Source organism: Streptomyces sp. SolWspMP-5a-2 (assembly GCF_900091845.1).
Classification (GTDB): domain Bacteria; phylum Actinomycetota; class Actinomycetes; order Streptomycetales; family Streptomycetaceae; genus Streptomyces; species Streptomyces doudnae.
In genome coordinates, this window is sequence record NZ_FMCI01000217.1 from 15,969 (window position 1) to 37,447 (window position 21,479).

The following is a 21,479-nucleotide window of genomic DNA, read 5'->3' on the forward strand; positions in this document are numbered from 1 at the left end:
GCGCACCGCCCGCACGCCCTCCGGGGCACCCCCCTGTCTCCACGTCGAGGAGCACCCCACGTGAATCAGCCTGCCGAGAACCAGTCACCGGGCACGGTCAGCCTGGCCCAGTCGTCGCCCACCGTCGGCACCTTCCGCGAGCGGGACGGCGCGCTGGAGTGGAGCGGACGTCAGGAGACCCTGCGGATCGAGCCGTGGGGTCCGGACGCGGTCCGGGTCAGGGCCCGCCTCGGCGGCCCCCTCGTCGAGGACCTGCCGGGCGCGCTGCTCGACACCCCGCCGGAGTCCTCGTCCTGCGTCAAAGCCGGTGAGACATCGGGGCAGTTGACGGTCGGCGCGCTCACCGTGGAGGTGGACTCCGAGGGGCAGATCCGGTTCCTGCGCACCGAGGACCGCGGCGAACTGCTCGCCGAGCAGCGCGCCCACTTCTGGTGGCCGGGCCCGCGCCTGTACACGCCGGTCGGCGGCGGGCGGCACCGCCTGGAGCAGCGGTTCGCCGCCTACGACGACGAGAAGCTGTACGGCCTCGGCCAGCACCAGCACGGGCGGCTCGACCAGAAGGGCCTGGTGGTGGACCTGGTGCAGCGCAACGCGGAGGTCTCCGTGCCGGTGCTGTCCTCCAGCCGGGGCTACACCCTGCTGTGGAACAACCCGGCGATCGGGCGGGTGGAGCTGGCGGGCAACGGCACCCGGTGGGTGGCCGACGCGGCGCGGCAGATCGACTACTGGATCACCGCGGGCTCCCCCGCCGACGGGCAGCGCCGCTACAGCGCGGTCACCGGACGGACCCCGATGCTGCCCGCGTGGGCGGCCGGGTTCTGGCAGTGCAAGCTGCGCTACCGCACCCAGGACGAACTGCTCGCCGTGGCACGGGAGTACAAGCGGCGCGGGCTGCCGATCTCGGCGATCGTCTGCGACTTCTTCCACTGGACGCACCTGGGCGAGTGGAGGTTCGACCCGGCGGAGTGGCCCGACCCGGCGGCGATGGTGCGTGAACTGGACGCGCTGGGCATCACGTTGGTGGTGAGCGTGTGGCCCTCGGTGTCGCCGCTCAGCGAGAACCACCGGCCGATGGAGCAGAACGGTCACCTCATCGGCACCGAGTACGGTCCGGTGGCGCACGCCGACTGGCCGGACAAGGGGGTCGCCTCCACCGTCCAGGTCGCCTTCTACGACGCCACCCACCCGGGGGCCCGGGAGTTCGTGTGGTCCAGGATCAAGGAGAACTACCTCGACCCGTACGGCATCTCGGCGTTCTGGCTGGACGCCTGCGAGCCGGAGCTGAAGCCGGGTTTCCAGGAGAACCTGCGCTACTGGGCGGGTCCCGGCCTGGAGGTCGGCAACTGTTACCCGGCGGAGAACTCCCGCGCCTTCTACGAGGGGCTGCGGGCGTCCGGGCGGGACGAGGTGATCACCCTCAACCGCTCGGCGTGGGCGGGCAGTCAGCGCTACGGCGCCGCGGTGTGGTCCGGTGACATCGGCACCGACTTCCCGACCCTGCGCCGGCAGATCGCGGCGGGGCTCAACACGTCGATGTCCGGCATCCCGTGGTGGAACACGGACATCGGCGGCTTCCACGGCGGCGACCCGGACGACCCGGCGTACCGGGAGGTGATGGTCCGCTGGTTCCAGTTCGGCGCGCTCTCCCCGGTGATGCGGCTGCACGGCTTCCGCGACCCGGGGACGCCGCTGGGCCCGGAGATGACCGGCGGGCCCAACGAGGTCTGGTCGTACGGCCCGGAGGCGGGCGCGATCCTGGAGCGGTACCTGCGGCTGCGGGAGCGGCTGCGGCCGTACGTCCTGGACGTGATGCGGCAGGCGCACGAGGAGGGGCTGCCGGTGATGCGCCCGCTGTTCCTGGAGTTCCCCGGCGACGCGGCGGCCTGGTCCGTGGACGACGCCTACCTCTTCGGCCCTGACCTGCTGGTCGCGCCGGTCCTCGACGCGGGCGCCAGGGCCCGGGACGTCCACCTGCCCGCCGGGGCGACCTGGACGGACGCCTGGACCGGCGCCGTTTACGAGGGCGGTGGGGTGGTCACCGTCGACGCGCCGCTGGAGCGCATCCCGCTCTTCCTGCGGGACGGGGCGTCGCTGCCGGTGGCCGGGTAGCGGCCCGCCCGGGGGCGGGGACCGGTGCGGCCCCGCCCCCGGGAACGGGGTCAACTGCTGCTGACCGTCAGGTTGTTGGTGGTGAAGTCCAGGCCGCCCGAGGACGAGGTGATCTCGTAGCCGAACTGGACGTCGCCGATCGTCTCGTTGCCGAACCAGCCCTTGGTGTCCTTGATCCACTTCAGGATCGGCAGGACGTCGACCGTGCCGGAGGTCGAGTTGGAGGTGCGGACGAAGGAGAAGACCTGGTTGGCGCCGTTGCTGCCCTTGTAGACGGTCCAGGTGTGGCCGCCGAGGGTCAGGTTGCCCTGCGAGGTGCCGAGCGGCCCGACCGCGCCGGTCTTGTTGACCCACAGCATGATCTCGTAGTCGTAGTCGGTGTCCCAGATGTCGTACGAGGTGTTGTACGCGCCGGAGGACGGGACCGTGACGTTGTAGCTGCTGGTGAGCGAGGCGAGCGAGGTGATCGACTTGTTGATCACCTTCTTGGAGTTCGGGTAGGACTTGATGCCGCCGGTGTTGGGGTGGTTCGCCCAGACGCCCCAGTTGGTACCGGAGTTGGCCCAGACGCACTGGCTGCCCGCGCCCGAACCCCAGATGTTGTTGTAGAGCGTGTAGCCGTTGAGCGTGGTGTTGCCCCACTGGTCGCAGGAGTTCCAGACGGCCGCCGATGCGGGCGCGGAGGCGACGCCGACGGTGAAGCCGAGGGCGACGGCGGGGGCCAGCAGGACCTTGCCGATCCTGCTCAGGGTGGTCGGTGCCATGGTGTCCCTTCCATGGGTGGGGGGAGGTACCCGGGTCACCACGTCCCCGTCAGGGTGAGGACGTGGTCTTCTCCGGCGACGAGATCGAGCGGCCTGCCGCCGGCGGAAGTCCTGAGTTCGACGCGGTGGCTGCGGGTGGGGCGGAGCACCGCGGTACAGCTCTCGGGGGTCCAGGCGAGGTCGAGCCCGGCGCCGAACCGGGTCCGCACGCCCAGCAGTCGTCCCCGGGGGCGGACCGGCGCGGGCAGCAGGACCAGCCGGTCGGGCGTCGACTGCACCAGCGACTCGACGACCACGGCGGGCAGCGTGTGGGCGGCGTCCGCGTTGTAGACGTCGCGCCCCGGGTAGTGGGCGCTCATCAGGGAGTCGTGGAAGAAGTCGCCGCGCAGCACCCGGTCGAGGGCGTGCCCGACCCGGTCGCCGTCGCGCAGCCGGGCGGCGACCAGGGCGTGGTGGAGGTACCCGTGCGCGGAGTCGTTCTCGGCGCCGCGCAGGGCGAGGGCGCGGTGGGCGGCGGCGGCGAGGGCGGGCGTGTCGTAGGGGGTGATCTCGTCGAGCGGCCAGACGCCGTAGAGATGGGAGAGGTGGCGGTGGTCGTAGCGGTCGTCCAGGCCCTCGCGGGCCCATTCGGCGAGGGCGCCGTCGGCGTTGACCCGGTGCGGCGGCAGCCGGTCGGCGAGCGCGCGCCAGCGGTCGGCGTCCGGCCCGGGGTGGTAGTCGGCGGCGGTGCGCAGGGCGTGCCGGGCGGCGGAGAGGTCCATGGCCGCGTCGACGGCGCCCCAGCCACCGTCGGCGGGCCGGTTCTCCGGTGAGTAGGAGGGGACCAGGACGAGCCGTCCGGCGGCGTCGGTGCGGGTGAGGAAGTCCTCGTAGAAGAGGGCCACTCGGGCGAGGGCGGCGGCGGTGCGCGGGTCGCGGGCGCCCCGGGTCTCGTCGTGGTCGACGAGCGGTTTCAGCAGCCAGTCGGCGCCCGCCGTCCACAGGTGCAGCGGGTACTCGCGGCTGAAGTGGTAGGCGAGTCCGCGGTCGCCGTCGCTGTGCGCGGGCGCCACCGTGCCCCGGGCGCCGAAGACGGCGCGGGCGTTCTCGGCCCAGTCGCCGGCCTGGCGGTGGACGAGGGACGCGTGGGCCTCGGTCACCTCGGGGAGGTCGGTCGCGGCGGCCGAGGCGGTCTGCAGGTTGAGGTTGGCGTCGTTGGTGAAGGCGCCGGACCAGGCGGTGTCCCAGTCGCCGGTCCACAGCCCGGTCAGGCGGGGCGGGTTGACGCCGCTGGCGGAGAGCAGGTGGTAGCGCCCGGCGGCGAACAGCCGCTCCAGCAGGGCGGGGCTTCCGGGCCGGGTGAGCAACTCGGAGCCGGGCAGAGCGCGTTCGGCGGGGTCGGCGGCCAGGTCGAGGGTGACGCGCCGGTAGGCGGCGGTGTGCCGGGCGGTGTGCCGCTGAAGGAGGCGGGCGTAGGGGTCGGGGCCGTCCGGCAGCAGGGCGCGCAGGGCCAGGCCGTCCTCCGTGGGGTCGGGTTCGCCGGTGTGCCGCCGCACCCGGGTGAGCAGCAGCACCGAGCGGGCGCCGGTGACGCGGACGCCGGGCGGGGTCAGCCGGACCCGGCCGCCGTCGGCCGCCACCAGGGTGAGCCCGGTGTAGGCGCGGTCCCCGCCGGGGTAGCGCACGCGCAGGCTGAGCTGGGCGCCGTCGGCGGTGAGGACGGCGCTGTCGCCGACGGCGAGGCCGGGCGGCGCCCCGGGCAGGCGGTGGTCGAGGGTGAGGTCGAGGTCGGGCCCCGTGATCCGCTGGACGACGACGTCGTCGGCGCGGGAGACGAAGACCCGGCTGTCGCCGCCGTCGAAGACCGTCGAGGCGACGCCGGTGGTGAAGTCGACGGAGCGCCGGTAGCGGGCCCGCTCGCCCGGCGGGCGGCGCAGCCGGATCTGGAAGGCGGGGTGGAAGGGCTGCACCCACTGGAGGGGGCGTCCGTCGGTGAAGGAGTCGGCGGCGTGCCGGTCCCCGGCGAGCAACCGGTCCTGGAGCGCGCGGAGTCGGGCGGCGAGCGCGGGCGGACGGGCGTGTTCACCGCCGTTGGGGCGGACCAGGGTGTGCTGGGTGACGACGACCCGCTCATCGTCCGGGTCACCGAACGCGAGGGTGCCGTGGTGGCCGTTGCCGCTCAGGAAGCCGTCCTCCCAGCGGGTGGCCGGGCGCGGTTCCCAGGTGCCGTGGGCGAGGGTCATGGCGCCAGCACCGCCGCCCCGTACCGGCCGAGCACGACCGTGCCGGTGTGGACGGTGCCGGTGAGCAGGTCGCGGTGGCTGCCGGGCACCTCGACGGTGACCGTTCCGCGTCCGTGGTGGAGCAGGAAGAGCAGGTCGCCGCGGCGCACCGCCTCGACGTCGGCGGGCAGCCCGGCGAGGACCGGGCCGGTCCCGGCGTCCCGGGCGATCGAGGCGAGCAGGTCGCGCAGGGCGTCGGGGGCGGGGAGGGTGGAGAGGTACCAGGCGCGGCCGGTGCGCAGGACGGCGGGCAGGCCGTCGAGGTCGCCGCCCCGGTAGACGGCCTCGGCGACGGCGTCCGGGGTCTTGTCGATCTCCTCCGACCAGAGGGTGCCGTCGAAGGCGTCGGTGGTGGCGGTCTCGCCGGTCTCCAGGGGCCACCACTCGTGCAGGGTGCGGATGCCGAACAGGGCGCGCAGCCGGGCGTCCATGCCGCCCTCCCTGATCCGGTCGTCCTGGTCGGCGACGCCGGTGAGGAAGCCGCTGACCAGGGTGCCGCCGTCGCGGACGTAGCCGACGAGGTTCTCCACGGCGCGGTCGGTGAGGGCGTAGAGCTGCGGGACGACGACCATCCGGTAGGCGCCGAGGTCGTGCTCGGGGTGGGCGAAGTCGGTGGCGAGGTGGGCCCGCCACAGGGCGCGGTGCCAGGTGGTGAGCAGGTCGGCGTGGTCGACGCGGGTCGAGAGGCGGCCCTCGTGGGCGCTCGCCCACCAGGCGTGCCAGTCGTGCAGCACGGCGATGTCGGCGCGGCTGTGACGTCCCGTCACCTCGGGCGCGATGCGGGCGAGTTCGGCGCCGAGGCGGCCGACCTCCCGGAAGGCACGGCCGTGCTCCCCCGCGTGGCCGACCATCCCGGAGTGGAACTTCTCGGCGCCCTGCCGGGACTGGCGCCACTGGAAGTAGCAGACGGCGTCGGCGCCCCGGGCGACGGCCTGGAGGGACCAGAGCCGGTTGAGGCCGGGCGGCTTGGGGCGGTTGACGGGCCGCCAGTTGACGGCCGACGCCGCCTGTTCCATGAGCATCCAGGGGCCGCCGGCCTGCGAGCGGGTCATGTCCTGCACCAGGGCGCCGTGCTGGGCGCCGTGGGGGTCGCGCGGGTCGGGGTAGAGGTCGACGGAGACGACGTCCTCCTCCTCGGCCCAGCGCCAGGCGTCCTGACCGGCCCACAGCGGCATGAAGTTGGTGGTGACCGGGACGCCGGGGGTGTGACGGCGCACGATGTCGCGCTCGGCGGTGTAACACTCCAGGAGCATGTCGGAGGTGAACCGCTTGAAGTCCAGGACCTGGGTGGGGTTCTTCAGGTAGTGCGCGTGCCGGGGCGGCAGGACCTCCGCCCAGTCGCCGTAGCCCTGGCTCCAGAAGGCGGTGCCCCAGGCGGAGTTGAGTCCCGCGAGGTCGCCGTGGCGGGCGCGCAGCCAGTCCCGGAAGCGGGCGGCGGCCTCGTCGCCCCAGTCGGCGGTGCAGTACTCGTTGTTGATGTGCCAGAGGGTGAGGGCGGGGTGGTGCGCGTAGCGGGCGGCGAGGTCCTCGGTGATGGCCGCGGCGTGACGCCGGTAGACGGCGCTCGAATGGGAGAAGTGCTGCCGTCCGCCCCACCACTCGACGCGTCCGTCCGCGTCCCTGGGCAGGGTCTCGGGGTGGAGTCTGCCGAGCCAGGGCGGGGGCGCGGAGGTGGGGGTGGCGAGCACCACGCCGATCCCGTGCTCGTGCAGGAGGTCCATCAGCCGGTCGAGCCAGCCGAACTCGCGGACGCCGGGCCGGGGTTCGAGGCGGGACCAGGAGAAGACGCCGACGGTGACGGAGTTGACCCCGGCGTCCCGCATCAGGCGGACGTCGTCGTGCCAGGTCACCTCGGGCCACTGCTCCGGGTTGTAGTCGCCGCCGAACAGGATGCGGCCGCGGGTCACGGCGCCGAGGCCGGGGCGCGGGGCGCTCATCCCTTGACCGCCCCGGTCAGCATGCCCTTCTTGAAGTGGCGCTGGACGAACGGGGAGAGCACGGCGACCGGCAGCAGCGCCATCACCATGACCGCCATCTGCACGGCGAGCCCGGACAGCTCCCCCGTCTTGATGGCCTGCCCGAGGCCCACCGGCGCCTCCTGCTTCTGCACCAGTTGGATCATGACGTTCTGCAACGGCATCATGTCCTGGTCGTTGAGGTACAGGGAGGCGTTGAACCAGGCGCTCCAGTAGCCGACCGCGTAGAACAGGGTGATCACCGCGAGGACGGCGCGGGAGAGCGGCAGCACGATCTGCCACAGGATGCGGAGGTCCCCGGCGCCGTCGATGCGCGCGCTGTCGACGAGTTCGGGCGAGATGCCCATGAAGAACCCGCGCAGCACGAGGATGTTGAAGACGCTGATCGCGCTGGGCAGGATCAGCGCGAGATAGCTGTCGGTCAGTCCGAGGGACTGCACGAGCAGGTAGGTGGGGATCAGGCCCGCGCTGAAGAACATGGTGGCGAGCAGGGTCATCAGCAGCCAGCGGTGGCCGACCGAGGCGGTGCGCGAGAGCCCGTAGGCGCACAGCACGGAGACGGTCATCGAGAACGCGGTGCCGACCAGCGTGACCAGGACGCTGATGACGGTGGCGCGGGTGACCTGGCCGCCGCTGAGGAGTTCGCGGTAGGCGACGAAGGTGATGTCGTGCGGGACCATCACCAGTCCCCCGGCCTCGTCGATGGTCCGGCGCGAGGAGAGGCTCGTGACGACGACGATCCAGAGCGGGAGGAGGACGCCGAGGCAGGCGAGGGCGAGCACCAGGCCCTTGCCCGCGAGTCCGGCCGCGCGGGGCTCCTCCTCCCACACCGGCCGGGGCGGCGCGGCCCACCGGGACGCCGCGCGCGCCTGCTGTCGGTCGACGGCGGTGCTCACTTCCTGTACACCCCCTGCTCGCCCATCAGATGGGCCACCTTGTTGGCGGCGAGGACCAGCCCCAGGCTGACCACGCCCTTGACCAGACCGGCCGCGGCCGCGTACCCGAAGTCCTGGTTGCGGACGCCGTTCCACCACACGAAGGTGTCGAGGACCTCGGACGCGCCGGGTCCGACGGCGTCGCGCTGGAGCAGGATCTGCTCGAAGCCGACGGTGAGCGCGTCGCCGACGCGCAGCACCAGCAGCAGCGCGATGACCGGGCGCAGCGCGGGCAGCGTGACGTGCCACATGCGGCGCCAGCGGCCCGCGCCGTCCATCGCGGCGGCCTCGTAGAGGTCGGGGCTGACGGAGGCGAGGGCGGCGAGGAAGACGATGATCCCCCACCCGGCGTCCTTCCAGACGCTCTGCGCGGTGACGAGGAGCTTGAAGGTGTCCGGGTCGGTCATGATGTCGAGCCCGTCGTACCCGTGCAGACGCAGCAGTTGGGAGAGGATGCCCGCGCCGCCGAACAGCTGCTGGAACACGGCGATGACCAGCACCCAGGAGAAGAAGTGCGGCAGGTAGAGGACGGCCTGCGACAGGGCCCGCACCCGGGGCCTGACGACGCTGTTGATGAGCAGCGCGAGCAGGATCGGGATCGGGAAGAACAGCACGAGCTGGAGGAAGAACAGCAGCAGGGTGTTGCTCACCGCGTTCCAGAACGCCGAGTCGGCGACGATCCGCTGGAAGTTCTCGACGCCGACCCAGGGGCTGTGCAGGATCGAGACGACGCCGTTGTCGCTGATGTAGGGGTCGTAGTCCTGGAAGGCGACGATGTTGCCGAGGATCGGCACGTAGTTGAAGAGCAGCACCAGCAGCAGCGCCGGGAGGGTCATCAGCAGCAGGACGCGGTCGCGGCGCAGCCGGACGCGCAGGGGCACCCGGCCGGTGCGGGCGGTGCGCGGGGGGCCGGTGGCGTCGCCGGACGCCGCCGGGGGTCCGTCTGGGGGGTCGGCCTCGGTCCTGTTCCGAGGCACCGTGCTGTGGGACACGGCCGTTCTCCTCGCCTCGGTGCCGGTCAGCTCGTGGCCGTGCCGTTGTCGTCGAGCAGCTTGCGGTACCAGTCGCGGAGCTGATCGCCGCCCTTGCTCCGCCAGTCGGAGACGGCCCGCTGCATGTCGGAGACCTTCTTGCGGCCGCGCACGATGTCGTCCTCCAACTGCTCGAAGTCGTTGGAGAGGTTGGTGTAGCGGGTCGGCTCGGTGATCTGCTGGCCGTAGAAGGCGGACTTCTCGGTGAAGGCGCCCATCCGCTGCTGCCACTCGACCATGGCCCTGGTGACGTCGGGGAAGTCCGGGTGGGCGATGGTCGGGGCGGGGCTGGCCACCATCACGAAGGCGTTGAGGACGTCGATGTTGCCCTGCTTGGTCTTGGTGGGCACGCCGTCCTTGACGGTGTAATGGGTGCCCTCGACGCCGTAGTTGGTGAGCATGTACTCCTTGGTGCCGTACGGCGCGGCGGTGACGTCGGCGACCGCGAGCACGTCCCTGACCACCGACTCGGGCGCCTTCTTGCTGACGAAGGCGAAGATGTTGGCGGGCTGGGTGGCCCAGATCGTGGGGTCGCCGCCGTCGTGGCCCCAGATGTCCATGCCCCAGATCCGGTACTGCGGGTTCTGGGCGGCCTGTTCGGCGGTGCGGCTCCACCACTGCGAGATGTCCTGGTTGTAGACGAGGAACTCGCCGGCCGCGAACTTGGGGCCCGGGTCGGTGGCGCTGCTCTTGCCCAGCATGGCGTCGGGGTGGACGACGCCCGCGGCGAACAGCTTGCGGGTCCACTCCAGGGCTTCGAGGTAGGCGTCGGTCTCGACGCGGTAGACGAGCTTGCCGTCGACGAGGTTCCAGCCGAGCGGCTTCTCGCTGCCGGAGAGGACGCCGAAGGTGTTGAAGGCCGTCCACTTCATGTCCTGGCAGGCCCAGCGCTTGGCCCTGGCGTTGGTGATGTCCTTCGCGAGCGCCAGGAACTCGTCGGCGGAGCGCGGTACTTGGTACCCCTCCTTGTCGAAGATGTCCTTGCGGTAGAGGGGCACGATGTTGGTGACGTACGAGGAGGGCATCGGCAGGCCGCGCAGTCTGCCGCCGAAGATGCAGCGCCGCCAGGCGTCGGTGGGGATCGCCGCGAGGTTCGGGTACTTCCTGACCTCGTCGCCGGAGAGGTAGGGGCCGAGGTCGGCGAACTTGCCGGTGATGGCGCTGGGGATCTTGCCGCCCATGTTCCAGCCGGGGACGACCACGACGTCCGGCACGTCGCTCGACGCGAGGACCGCGCCGAGCTTCTGGTCGTAGGTATTGCCGTCCTGGTTCTGCCAGACGACGTCGACGCCGGTCAGCTCGTTCATCGCCCGGTAGTAGGCGTTGTCGTTCTTGGGCGGCGAGCCCCAGAACGGCGACATGACGGTGACCTTGCCGCCCTTGCCGAGCTTCTCGGGCACCGAGGTCTTCAGGCCCGCGATGTCGAGTTCGGCGGTGAATCCGGCGGCCGAGCCGTTCTTGGCGGGCAGGTCGGGGGTGACGACGCTGTTGGCCGCGTAGGAGGGCAGCAGCTTCTTGGCGCCCTTGCCCGCCGACGAGCCCCCTCCGGAGCCGCTGTCCGAGCCGCCGCACGCGGAGAGCAGCGGCAGCCCGCCCGCGACCGCCGCGGTGGCGACCGCGGTGGAGGCGAGGAAGCTGCGGCGGCTCGGCCCTGTGGAACCACCGGAGCGGGAAGCGGCGTTCGGCGTCATTGCGTCAACCCTTCATGGCGCACCAGGACACCCGGCGGTGGGGACGTCGGCTGCGGTGTCGTGAGTGGAACTGCTGAGCCGAAGCGGTCCTCCGACCTCTGGGCCGGGACGCGCACCAGGCGCGGTGGCCACGCAAGGGAGTCGAAGCGCTTCGATGTTGCTGCGAGGTTAAGTGAAGGGCAAGGGGCGCACAAGGGTCGCTCCCAAGATTCCTCCGAGGCGCCGGGGTTGAGTGCGGGTGCATACGCTGCTTGCGATGCCGGGAAAAGTCGGAGGTGTTGCGGGGGGACGTCTTGACACCCGACGGTCCGTCGAATCAGCATCGAAGCGCTTCGAAAGAGTTCCGTCGCTCCATCGCAAGGGGACCCTCACGTGACCGCACAGACGCCGACCACGCCGTCGTTCCGCGATCCGCGGCTGCCGTTCGCGAAGCGCATCGACGACTTGCTGGCCCGGCTCACCCCCGCCGAGAAGGTCTCCTTCCTGCACCAGTACGCGCCCGCCGTCGACCGCCTGGGCGTCGCCGCGTTCCGCACCGGGCAGGAGGCGCTGCACGGGGTGGCGTGGATGGGCCCGGCGACGGTCTTCCCGCAGGCCGTCGGCCTCGGCGCGACCTGGAACCCCGACCTGGTGCGCCGGATCGGCGAGGCCGTCGGCCGCGAGGCCCGCGCGATGCGCGCCGGTGACGACCGGGTCGGCCTGAACGTCTGGTCCCCCACCGTCAACCTGCTGCGCCACCCGCTGTGGGGCCGCAACGAGGAGGGCTACTCCGAGGACCCGCGGCTGACGTCGTCCCTGGCCACCGCGTACACCCGCGGCCTGCGCGGCGACCACCCGGTGTACTGGCGCACCGCGCCGGTCCTCAAGCACTGGCTGGCCCACAACAACGAGACGGACCGGGACACCTCGTCGAGCACGGTGCGCCCGCGGGTGCTGCACGAGTACGACCTGCGGGCCTTCAGGGAGACCGTCGAGGCGGGCGCGGTCGCCGGGGTGATGCCGGCCTACAACCTGGTCAACGGCCGCCCCAACCACGTCTCGCCGCACCTCCGCGAGCAGTTGCGGACCTGGACGGACCAGGAGCTGCTGGTCTGCTCGGACGCCGGGGCCCCCTCCAACCTGGTCGACTCCGAGCACTACTTCGCCACCCACGAGGAGGCGACGGCGGCGGCCCTGCGGGCGGGCGTGGACAGCTTCACCGACCACGGCACGGACCCCTCGCGGATCGTCGCCCGCGTCCAGGGCGCCCTCGACCAGGGCCTGTTGACCGAGGCGGACGTCGACACCGCGGTGCGCAGACAGCTCGCGGTGCGCTTCGCGCTCGGGGAGTTCGACCCGCGGGAGGACCCGCACACGGACGACTCCGGCTTCGACACCCCCGAGCACCGGGCGCTCGCCCGGGAGGCCGCGGAGCAGGCGATCGTCCTGCTGCGCAACGACGGACTGCTGCCGCTCGCCCCCGACACCCGGGTCGCGGTGGTCGGCCTCCTCGCCGACGAGTGCAAACTCGACTGGTACAGCGGCACGTTGATCCACCGCAGCACCCCGCTCGAAGGTCTCTACGAGCGGTTCGGCGCCGACCGCGTCACCTTCGCCGAGGGCGTCGACCGGATCAGGCTCAGGACCTCCGCCGGCACCTTCCTGCGCGTCCCGGCCGCCCCGGACCAACCCGCGCAGGCCCGCGGCGCGGACGGCGCCCTGGACCCGGCGCTGCTCGCGGGCCGCACCGACCTGCCGCCGCTGACCTGCGACGCCACCGGCAGCGAACTCGCCCTGACCGACTGGGGCGAGGGCGTGCTGACCCTGCGCGCGCCGGACGGCCGCTACCTCTCGGTCGCCGACGACGGCCTGGTGCGCGCCTCCGCCGACCAGCCCGGCGGCTGGATCGTCCAGGAGACGTTCCGGCTCGAACCCCACGCGGGCGGCCACCTCCTCCGGCACCTCGGTACGGGGCACCCCGTCTCAGTCGCCGCCGACGGCGTGCGGGTTGCCGGTCGGCCGCCCGAGGTCTTCGAGATCGTGGTCGCCGAACGCGGCGAGGACGCGGTGGCCCGCGCGGCGGCGTCGGCGGACGTGGTCGTGGTGGTCGCGGGCAACGACCCGCACATCAACGGCCGGGAGACCGAGGACCGTTCGACGCTGCGGCTGCCCGAGCACCAGCGGCGGCTGCTGCGGGCGGCCCGGGACGCCAACCCGCGCACCGTCCTCGCGCTGGTCTGCGCCTACCCGTACGCCCTCGGGACGCCGTCGCCGCCCGCGATGCTGTGGACCGCGCACGGCGGGCAGGCCGCGGGCACCGCGCTGGCCCGGGTGCTGGCCGGTGACGTCCCGCCCGCCGGACGGCTGCCGCAGACCTGGTACGAGAGCGACGCCGACCTGCCCGACCTGCTCGACTACGACGTGATCGGAAGCCGCCAGACCTATCTGTACTTCGAGGGGACCCCGCTGTTCCCCTTCGGACACGGCCTGTCCTACACGTCGTTCGGCTACGCGGACCTGACGGCCCGGGTCGGCGACGGGGCGCTGCGGGTCTCCTTCCAGGTGACCAACGCCGGGGACGTCACCGCCGACGAGGTCGCCCAGCTCTACGGCCGGGCGGTGGAGGCGTCGGTGCCCAGGCCGCGCCGCGAACTCCTCGCGCACCGCAGGGTCACCCTCGCGCCCGGCGAACGGACCCGCCTCGACTTCGAGATCCCGCTCTCCGCCCTCGCGTTCTGGGACGTGGCACTCGGCGACTGGCGGCTGGAGCCGGGCCCCTTCGAGGTGCTGGCGGGCGCGTCAAGCGAGGACGTCAGGCTGCGCGCCACGGTGCACCTGGAGGGAACGCCCGCCGTACCGCGGCCCGTTCTGCGCCGGGGCCTGGACGCGGCCGACTTCGACGAGCAGAGCGGGGCCGCGATCGTCGACCGGAGCAGGACGGCCGGGGACGCGGTGACGCCCGCGGTCGGCCGCAGCGCCGAACTCGTCTACCGGGACTGCGACTTCGCGGACGGCGTCACCGAGGTCAGCGCGCTGCTCGCGGGTGAGGGCACCCTCGAACTCGCCCTGGACGGCGGCCCGGTGCTGGCCTCGCTCACCCTGCGGCCGGAGGAACCGCTCGGCCCGTACGCGTACACCGCCGTCGGCGCCGGGATCGTCGCCGAGGGAGTCCACGACGTCCGCCTGCGGCTGCGCGGCCCGCTGCGGCTCGCGCACGTCGATTTCCGCGGCTGAGGGTCCGCGGAGACCGACGCGGAAGGGGCCCGGCAGCGGTGCCGGGCCCCTTCATCGCCTTCGGGTGCGGTCGGACGGGTCAGAGATCGATGCCGGTGAGCACCATGACCCGCTCGTAGGTGTAGTCGTCCATCGCGAACCGGACGCCCTCACGGCCCACGCCCGACTGCTTGACGCCGCCGTACGGCATCTGGTCGGCGCGGTAGGACGGCACGTCACCGATGATCACGCCGCCGACCTCCAGCGCCCGGTGGGCACGGAAGGCGGCCTGCAGGTCATGGGTGAACACCCCTGCCTGGAGGCCGTACTTGGAGTCGTTGACGGCGGCGAACGCCGCCGCCTCACCGTCCACGGTGACGATGCTCAGGACGGGGCCGAAGACCTCCTCGGCGGCGAGCGTGGTGTCGGCGGGCAGGTCGGTGAGGACGGTCGGCGCGTACGCGGCGCCGTCCCGCTCGCCGCCGGTGAGCAGTTCGGCGCCCGCCCCGACCGCCTCCGCCACCCACGACTCGACGCGCCGGGCGGCGTCCTCGCTGACCAGCGGGCCGACATCGGTCTTGGGGTCGGACGGGTCGCCGGTGACCTGGGCCTCCACGGCGGCGACGATGCGCGGCACCAGCCGGTCGCGGACCGAGGCGTCGACGATCACCCGCTGCACCGAGATGCAGGACTGGCCGCCCTGGTAGTTGGAGAAGGTCGCGATCCGGGTCGCGGCCCAGTCGAGGTCCGCGTCGCTCGCCCAGTCGGCGAGGACCACGGCCGCGCCGTTGCCGCCCAGCTCCAGGGTGCAGTGCTTGCGCGGCACCGAGTCCATGATCGCGTAGCCGACCTTCTCGGAGCCGGTGAAGGAGATGACCGGCAGCCGCTCGTCCCGCACCAGGGCGGGCATCCGGTCGTTGGCGACCGGCAGGATGCTCCAGGACCCGGCGGGCAGCTCCGTCTCGGCCAGCAGCTCGCCGATGACCAGCCCGGAGAGCGGGGTGGCCGGGGCGGGCTTCAGGATGATCGGGGCACCGGCCGCGATCGCCGGGGCGATCTTGTGGGCGCACAGGTTCAGCGGGAAGTTGAAGGGCGCGATGCCCAGCACGACGCCCTTCGGGAAGCGGCGGGTGAGGGCGAGCCTGCCCTGGCCGCCCGCGTCGGTGTCGAGGCGCTGCGCCTCGCCGCCGTTGAACCGCCTGGCCTCCTCGGCGGCGAACCGGAAGACCGAGACCGCCCGGCCGACCTCGCCGCGCGCCCACTTGACCGGCTTGCCGTTCTCGGCGGAGATGAGCTGCGCGATCTCCTCGGTGCGCTCGACGAGCCGCCGGCTGACGTGGTCGAGGGCGGCGGCGCGCACGTGCGCCGGGGTCGCGGCGAACTCGTCCCGCACCGCGTACGCGGCGGCCACGGCCTCCTCGACCTGCGCGTCGGTCGGCACGCTCACGGCGGCGACGAGACGCCCGTCCCACGGGGAGGTGACGTCGAAGGTGTCCTCACCGGTGGCCTGGCGGCCGGCGAGCCAGAAGGCGTAGCTGGAAGTCATGTGCGAGTCCCGGCCCTTCCACATTGGGGGTGTGCTTGCGGTGTCCGGGTCCACGGTAGGCGCGGGGTGGCGCGCACGCGTTTGTCCGGGGTGTAGCAGTGCGGCCCGCGCCCACTCCAGATGGGCGGGGAGCCGTCAGGCGGTGCCGGTGGTGGTCTTCAGCGCGAGCCACAGCTCCATCCGGACGTCGGGATCGTCCAGGGAGCGGCCGAGGATCTCCTCCACCCGGCGCATCCGGTAGCGCAGGGTGTGCCGGTGCACACCCAGGTCGGCCGCGGCGGCGTCCCACTGACCGTGCCGGGAGAGCCAGGCCCGCAGGGAGGCGACCAGGTCGCCCCGGCCGGTCGCGTCGTGCTCGTACAGCGGGCGCAGCAGCCCGTCCGCGAAGGCCCGCACCGCGTCGTCGGCGAGCAGCGGCAGCACGGAGCCGGACGCGAGCTGCTCGTGCTCCACGTAGACGCGGCCCCGCCGTCTGGCGACCGAGAGCGCCTGCTCGGCCTGCTTGTGCCCGGCCGCCGCGGCGATCGGGCCGACCGGCGCGGAGACGCCCACCACCAGCGCCTCCTCGTCGCCCGTCGAAGGTTCCCCGGCCGCCCGGGACGCCTCCGCCGCCGTCATGTGGGCGGCGCAGGCGGTCAGCGCGGCGCCGCCGTCGGCGGCCAGCACCACCAGGCGCCGTCCGTCGGGCACCGCGAGGACCGCCTCACCGGCGCGGGCCGCCGCGGACTCGACGGTCTCGGCGAGCGCGGCCAGCGGATCGCCGTCCGCGGGGCGGGCGGCCGGTGCCGACTCGGCGAGGACGATCCGGAACGGCGCGTCCAGGAGCCCGCCGTACAGGTCGCCCGCGACGGCGCGCGCGTGGTCGGGCTGCCCGGCGAGGAGCATGCGCAGGACGGCCGCGTCGATGCGCTGCCCGGCGGCCTGGAGCGAGCGGGACCGTTCGGTGGTGAGGGTCAGCAGGGCGATCGCGGAGTGGACGGCGTAGCGCTGGGCCGTGCCGAGGGTGGCCGCCGTGCCCACCGCGAGCGCGGCGCGCGGACGGCGTCCGGTGCCCAGGGAGTGCAGTTCGACGCGGTCCTCGTTGGCGGGGGCGCCCACCACGGCGGAGGCGGGCGCGGGCCGCTCCCGCAGCCGCTCCACGTCGGCGGTGAGCCGCGCGGCCCGCCGTCCGGCCCACCCGGGCGCGGTGGCGACGACGGCGCCGGACGCGTCGTAGAGCGCGGCCCACCCGTCGACCTGCGCGGCGAGCGCGGCGAGGAGCCCCTCGGGACCGTCGGTGAGGGCCTGCCGGGTCAGCTCGCGCTGGGCGGCGAACCCGGCGGTGACCGCGCGGTACTGCTCGGCGGCGATCTCCGCGGAGACGGCCTTGCTGATGGCGAGGAACGGCGTCCTGCGCGGCACCTCGAGAAGCGGCAGCCCCTGTTCGCGGGCCGCGTCGACGAGCGCGTCCGGGACGGACCCGTAGTGCACCCCGACGGCGAACCCGAGACCGGCGACCCCCGCCCCGACCAGCCGCCGCACGTAGCGGCGCATGGCGTCGGGGTCCTCGGCGTCCAGCTTGAGCGCGGTGATCAGCAGCAGCTCACCGCCCTCCATGTAGGGCACCGGATCGGCCAGCTCACTGGCGTGCGCCCAGCGGACGGGCACGTCCAGCCGGTCCGCACCGGCGCGCACGGTCAGCTTGAGCGCGGTGTGCTGGACGAGCGAGGCGAGCGTCGGGGGCATGGGGCCTTCAGGGGCGTCGGAGCGGAGCGTCGGGGCCCGCACGGAACCGGCCACGTGCCTTTTGGCCGCACCGTACGAACGGACCCTTCCGATTCTGCCTCACCGTAGCGACGGACGACGCGCGAGCGGGGCCGTCCTGGGCCCGCCCGGCTCACCCCCGCAGGTCGACCAGGAGAGGGGGCGCGTGGTCGCCGGTGACCGTCGTCAGGGAGAGCACCGCGTGCCCCGGTGGCACCCCGTGGGCCAGTTCGGACGCCGACCAGCGTTCGCGCTCGACCTGGCGCACGGTCACCGCGCGGGCGGTGGGCGCCTTGCCGGTGATCACCCGGCGCAGCATGTGGACTGCCTTCCCCGCGGGGGTCTCGGCGATGATCTGGCGGTCGGTGACGTCCCGTGCCTCGATCCACTCCTTGCCCCAGACCTCGGCGAAGTCCTGGCCGTCCCACGGGGTGAGTCCGGAGAGCGCCATCCGGCAGCCGGTGGCCCCGAGCAGCGGGCCGCGCAGCGGACGCGGGACGTCGTCCAGGGTGCGCAGGGTCAGGACGGCGCCCGCGTTGGCGGACCGCAGCCGCTGGATGCCGCGCACCGCCTCCGGGGTCACCACCGCGGAGGCGTCGTCCAGCACCAGGCAGGCGAAGAGGGACCGGTCCTCGCGGGCCGCGACGCTCGCCGTGAACTGGGCGAGGACCAGCCGGGCCAGCATCCGGGAGGCGTCCGCGTGCCCGCGTTCGGGCAGGTCGACGCGGACCCGGACGGGATGGTCGAGGGAGGTGAGGGAGAAGGGGCGGGAGCGTCCCGAGGTGTCGAAGAAGCCCGCGAAGGCGGGCCGGTCCAGGAGGGCCACCCGGTCGGCGAGGACCGCGGCGACGTCGCCCGGCTGCCGCGCCTGCCGCTCCCTGGCGTCCAGCTCGCGCAGCAGCGACTCCTGGCCCGAGCCCTGGAGGCCGGTGCGCAGGGCGTCCCACGGGCCGGGCGCCATGTCGAGGAGCTGGCGCAGCTCGGGCACCGAGGGGAACCGGCCGTGGACCGCGCGGAACGGTCCGAGGAGCTGGGCGAGGACGGTGGTGGAGCGGCGGCTGTCACCGCTGGGGTGCGGGTCGGTGAGGTCGCCGACGAGCGCCTCGGCGAGGACGGCGGCGGCCTCGTCGGGGTCGCCGCTCCCGCCGTACAGGTCCAGGTCGTAGACGGAGTCCGGGTTGCCGATCCGCACGACGACGTCGTACGCGTCGGCCGGACCGAGCCCGGCGCCCGCCCCGCCGACCACCACGACGGCGGCCCGCCCGGCGAGCGCGTTCAGGCAGAGGGACTCGGCGAGCGGCCTGACCACCGCGCCGGTCTTGCCCGACCCGGGCGGGCCGACGGCCAGCAGGGAGGTGCCGAGCAGATCGGGTCCGAGGCCGAGACCGGCGCCCCGGTAGGCGTACGGGTTGCGGGCGTCGTCGGCGGTCGCGCCGAGCCTCACCTGTCCGGTCACCAGGTCGTGCCGGGCGACGCGGGAGGTCAGGTCGCGGGCGCCCGAGGGGTGGGCGCAGGCGGCGGCGCCGTCCTTGAGCACGGCGCCGGTGAAGGTGGCGAGCGGGTGCAGGCCGGTGCGCACGCCCTGCCAGGCGCGGGAGATCCGGGCGTGGTCGACGTCCCGCATGAGCCCGGCGCGGGCGTCACCGGCGAGACGCTCGGCGGCGTCGTCGGCCCCGGCGGCCCGCAACTGGGGCCACTCGGCGGGGTCCTCCTGCGGATCGGGAAGCTTCTCCTGTACCGGAGCGGCCTGGTGCCAGGCAGGAGGGCCGAAGCGCTGCCAGATCTCGCCCCAGCGCCCGATCCGCCCGAGGCCGATGAAGACCAGACCGAACACCAGAGCCTCGTAGATCCACGAGGCCGCGCCTCCGACGGCTCCGCCCCTGCCCGTCGTCCATGAGTCCGGTGCCAGCGCGAACCAGGGCCAGAGCCAGAAACTGCCCAGGTACCCGTTGTACAGAAGGGAGCAGAGGAGCCAGGCGCAGAGCAGCCCGATCAGCGCCCCGCTGAGGAGCTGGCGCGTGGGTGTCAGCTCGGGTTCCTCGACCGGGCGAGGACGGTACCCGAACCGCCACACCCCCGGCAGCGCCTCCGGCCGCGGGGCCCGGAGCCAGTTCAGGAACGCCGTGCCGTCGGGGCGGGGCGGTACGGCCTGTTCGGTGGGCGGGCCCGGGGGCATCGCGGGGATCCGGGGTGGCCCCGCCGGACGCGGCACCGGGTTCGCCTGTGTGCCCCGCGCGTCCTGCGTCCCGTCGCTGTCCATCGCGTTCGCTCCCTGACCAGCCGTTCCGACCACCGCCTGCGGCCAATCTAACGCCCCGGCAAGGGGAGTTCACCGTTTACGCGGCCGGGACCGCGGTGCCGCGCGGGCGGGCTGCTATGTCCACGGCGGACAACGCGCCCCGCCGACAACGCCCACATGGAGCATGCCCACCTTCCGTTCACCGCCCTAGCCTGCGAGAAAAGAACGCAAGCGTCCGAAAAGGCACCGCCCCGGAACCGTCCGGAACGCACGATCTCAGGGAGCCCCCATGACCGCACTTCCGCAGGAGCGCCGGCTCGTCACCGCCATCCCCGGCCCGAAGTCGCAGGAACTCCAGGCCCGCCGCGCCGCCGCGGTCGCGCAGGGCGTGGGCTCGGTGCTTCCGGTCTTCACCGCCCGCGCCGGCGGCGGGATCATCGAGGACGTCGACGGCAACCGGCTGATCGACTTCGGTTCCGGCATCGCCGTGACCAGCGTGGGCGCCTCCGCCGAGGCCGTCGTGCGGCGGGCCGCTGCGCAGCTCGCCGACTTCACCCACACCTGTTTCATGGTCACCCCGTACGAGGGCTACGTGGAGGTCGCCGAGGCGCTGTCCGAGCTGACCCCGGGCGACCACGCCAAGAAGTCGGCCCTGTTCAACTCGGGTGCCGAGGCCGTCGAGAACGCGGTGAAGATCGCCCGCGCCCACACCAAGCGCCAGGCGGTCGTCGTCTTCGACCACGGCTACCACGGCCGCACCAACCTGACGATGGCGCTGACCTCGAAGAACATGCCGTACAAGAACGGCTTCGGGCCGTTCGCGCCCGAGGTGTACCGGGTGCCGGTGGCGTACGGCTACCGCTGGCCGACCGGGGCCGAGAACGCGGGCCCCGAGGCCGCCGCGCAGGCCGTCGACCAGATCAGCAAGCAGGTCGGCGCGGAGAACGTGGCCGCGATCATCATCGAGCCGGTGCTCGGCGAGGGCGGCTTCATCGAGCCCGCCAAGGGCTTCCTCCCGGCGATCAGCCGGTTCGCGCGGGAGAACGGGATCGTCTTCGTCGCGGACGAGATCCAGTCCGGGTTCTGCCGCACCGGCCAGTGGTTCGCCTGTGAGGACGAGGGCATCGTCCCCGACCTGATCACCACCGCCAAGGGCATCGCGGGCGGGCTGCCGCTGGCCGCGGTGACCGGCCGAGCCGAGATCATGGACGCGGCGCACGCCGGCGGCCTCGGCGGCACCTACGGCGGCAACCCGGTGGCGTGCGCCGGTGCGCTCGGCGCCATCGAGACGATGCGGGAGCTGGACCTCAACGCGCGGGCCAAGCACATCGAGTCGGTCATGAAGGCCCGGCTCTCGGCCATGGCGGAGAAGTTCGACGTCATCGGCGACGTCCGGGGCCGGGGCGCGATGATCGCCGTCGAGCTGGTCAAGGACCGGGCGACCAAGGAGCCGGACGCGGCGTCGACCGCCGCGCTGGCCAAGGCCTGCCACCAGGAGGGGCTGCTGGTCCTGACCTGTGGCACCTACGGCAACGTGCTGCGGTTCCTGCCGCCGCTGGTGATCGGCGACGACCTGCTGAACGAGGGTCTGGACATCATCGAGGCGGCCTTCGCGGGCCTCTGAGCACCCGGTTGCCCGGCCGGTCCGGAGGGCCGCGCCGGGCTGCGGCAGAGGGTGTGAAGAAGGTGTGCGAGGTAGATGGCGGGACGCGATTGCGTCTGTCGTGGGCCTCCCGGCTGTCGTAGGTTCTTCCCAGATGAGAGATACACCCCGCCCACAGGGGACTGTGGGCGACAACAGGTCGGAGCCTCCCCAGCCGAGACCTGGCCGTGCCCTCGCGCACACACCCGGAGTCTCCGGCTCCGGTTCTCCTCACCGATCGGACAGTCGCTCACCCCAAACCCCCCGGGGTGGGCGTCGATCCGGTCCGGTCGGCCGCCCCGGAACCACCCCCCCTGTTCCGGGGCGGCCGACCTCCTCTCTCCTCCTCG

Annotated in this window: 12 protein-coding genes; 3 read left to right on the forward strand and 9 right to left on the reverse strand. The window is 73.3% G+C overall.

Features of this window, described 5'->3' with window-relative positions; translation table 11 throughout:
- The first annotated feature begins 60 nt into the window (after positions 1-60).
- Positions 61-2,109 (forward strand): glycoside hydrolase family 31 protein, encoded by a 2,049-nt coding sequence (locus GA0115242_RS21955; protein ID WP_093831082.1) that lies wholly within the window; start codon positions 61-63, stop codon positions 2,107-2,109.
- A 50-nt stretch (positions 2,110-2,159) separates the two neighbouring features.
- Here GA0115242_RS21955 and GA0115242_RS21960 read toward each other — a convergent pair whose 3' ends face one another.
- Genes GA0115242_RS21960 through GA0115242_RS21985 form a run of 6 tightly spaced genes read right to left on the reverse strand, consistent with a single transcriptional unit; the run spans position 2,160 to position 10,767 of the window.
- On the reverse strand, positions 2,160-2,873 hold the full coding sequence (locus GA0115242_RS21960) for a glycoside hydrolase family 12 protein (RefSeq protein ID WP_093831084.1): 714 nt from the start codon (positions 2,871-2,873) through the stop codon (positions 2,160-2,162).
- A 35-nt stretch (positions 2,874-2,908) separates the two neighbouring features.
- Positions 2,909-5,095 carry a glycosyl hydrolase family 95 catalytic domain-containing protein gene (locus tag GA0115242_RS21965; RefSeq protein WP_093831086.1) on the reverse strand — a complete coding sequence of 729 codons (2,187 nt, stop codon included), beginning with the start codon at positions 5,093-5,095 and terminating at the stop codon, positions 2,909-2,911.
- Positions 5,092-7,071, reverse strand: a complete 1,980-nt coding sequence (locus tag GA0115242_RS21970) for a beta-galactosidase (RefSeq protein WP_093831088.1) — start codon at positions 7,069-7,071, stop codon at positions 5,092-5,094. The genes GA0115242_RS21965 and GA0115242_RS21970 overlap by 4 nt, the downstream gene beginning before the upstream one ends.
- Positions 7,068-8,006: a carbohydrate ABC transporter permease gene (locus GA0115242_RS21975; protein WP_093831090.1), complete on the reverse strand. Its 939-nt coding sequence runs from the start codon at positions 8,004-8,006 to the stop codon at positions 7,068-7,070. The genes GA0115242_RS21970 and GA0115242_RS21975 overlap by 4 nt, the downstream gene beginning before the upstream one ends.
- Positions 8,003-9,037, reverse strand: coding sequence for an ABC transporter permease (locus GA0115242_RS21980; protein ID WP_093831092.1), 1,035 nt, complete (start codon positions 9,035-9,037; stop codon positions 8,003-8,005). Before GA0115242_RS21980 ends, GA0115242_RS21975 begins: the two co-directional genes overlap by 4 nt.
- 26 nt (positions 9,038-9,063) lie before the next feature.
- Positions 9,064-10,767, reverse strand: a complete 1,704-nt coding sequence (locus GA0115242_RS21985) for an extracellular solute-binding protein (protein ID WP_093831094.1) — start codon at positions 10,765-10,767, stop codon at positions 9,064-9,066.
- Positions 10,768-11,139: 372 nt separating this feature from the next.
- Between GA0115242_RS21985 and GA0115242_RS21995 the strand changes: the two genes are divergently transcribed.
- Positions 11,140-13,980, forward strand: coding sequence for a glycoside hydrolase family 3 C-terminal domain-containing protein (locus tag GA0115242_RS21995; protein ID WP_093831096.1), 2,841 nt, complete (start codon positions 11,140-11,142; stop codon positions 13,978-13,980).
- 79 nt (positions 13,981-14,059) lie between these two features.
- On the opposite strand, the gene GA0115242_RS22000 is transcribed toward GA0115242_RS21995, so the two are convergent.
- The 3 genes from GA0115242_RS22000 to GA0115242_RS22010 all read right to left on the reverse strand — a co-directional run bounded on the left by GA0115242_RS22000 (position 14,060) and on the right by GA0115242_RS22010 (position 19,508).
- Positions 14,060-15,505: an aldehyde dehydrogenase family protein gene (locus GA0115242_RS22000; RefSeq protein ID WP_093831120.1), complete on the reverse strand. Its 1,446-nt coding sequence runs from the start codon at positions 15,503-15,505 to the stop codon at positions 14,060-14,062.
- 135 nt (positions 15,506-15,640) lie between these two features.
- Entirely contained in the window at positions 15,641-17,230 is a 1,590-nt protein-coding gene (locus GA0115242_RS22005; protein ID WP_093831098.1) for a PucR family transcriptional regulator, read from the reverse strand.
- A 151-nt stretch (positions 17,231-17,381) separates the two neighbouring features.
- Entirely contained in the window at positions 17,382-19,508 is a 2,127-nt protein-coding gene (locus GA0115242_RS22010) for an ATP-binding protein (protein WP_093831100.1), read from the reverse strand.
- Between the two features lie 268 nt (positions 19,509-19,776).
- Here GA0115242_RS22010 and gabT point away from each other — a divergent pair, with 268 nt between their 5' ends.
- The gene (gabT, locus tag GA0115242_RS22015; RefSeq protein WP_093831102.1) at positions 19,777-21,111 is read left to right on the forward strand and encodes a 4-aminobutyrate--2-oxoglutarate transaminase; all 1,335 of its coding nucleotides are present in this window, start codon (positions 19,777-19,779) and stop codon (positions 21,109-21,111) included.
- Positions 21,112-21,479 lie beyond the last annotated feature (368 nt).

Bases quoted from the DNA above. Each gene is read 5' to 3' on its own strand.
- GA0115242_RS21960 (WP_093831084.1), bottom strand. From the start codon at position 2,873: ATGGCACCGACCACCCTGAGCAGGATCGGCAAGGTCCTGCTGGCCCCC.
- GA0115242_RS21965 (WP_093831086.1), bottom strand. From the start codon at position 5,095: ATGACCCTCGCCCACGGCACCTGGGAACCGCGCCCGGCCACCCGCTGG.
- GA0115242_RS21970 (WP_093831088.1), bottom strand. From the start codon at position 7,071: ATGAGCGCCCCGCGCCCCGGCCTCGGCGCCGTGACCCGCGGCCGCATC.
- GA0115242_RS21985 (WP_093831094.1), bottom strand. From the start codon at position 10,767: ATGACGCCGAACGCCGCTTCCCGCTCCGGTGGTTCCACAGGGCCGAGC.
- GA0115242_RS22000 (WP_093831120.1), bottom strand. From the start codon at position 15,505: ATGACTTCCAGCTACGCCTTCTGGCTCGCCGGCCGCCAGGCCACCGGT.
- GA0115242_RS22005 (WP_093831098.1), bottom strand. From the start codon at position 17,230: ATGCCCCCGACGCTCGCCTCGCTCGTCCAGCACACCGCGCTCAAGCTG.
- GA0115242_RS22010 (WP_093831100.1), bottom strand. From the start codon at position 19,508: ATGGACAGCGACGGGACGCAGGACGCGCGGGGCACACAGGCGAACCCG.
- gabT (WP_093831102.1), top strand. From the start codon at position 19,777: ATGACCGCACTTCCGCAGGAGCGCCGGCTCGTCACCGCCATCCCCGGC.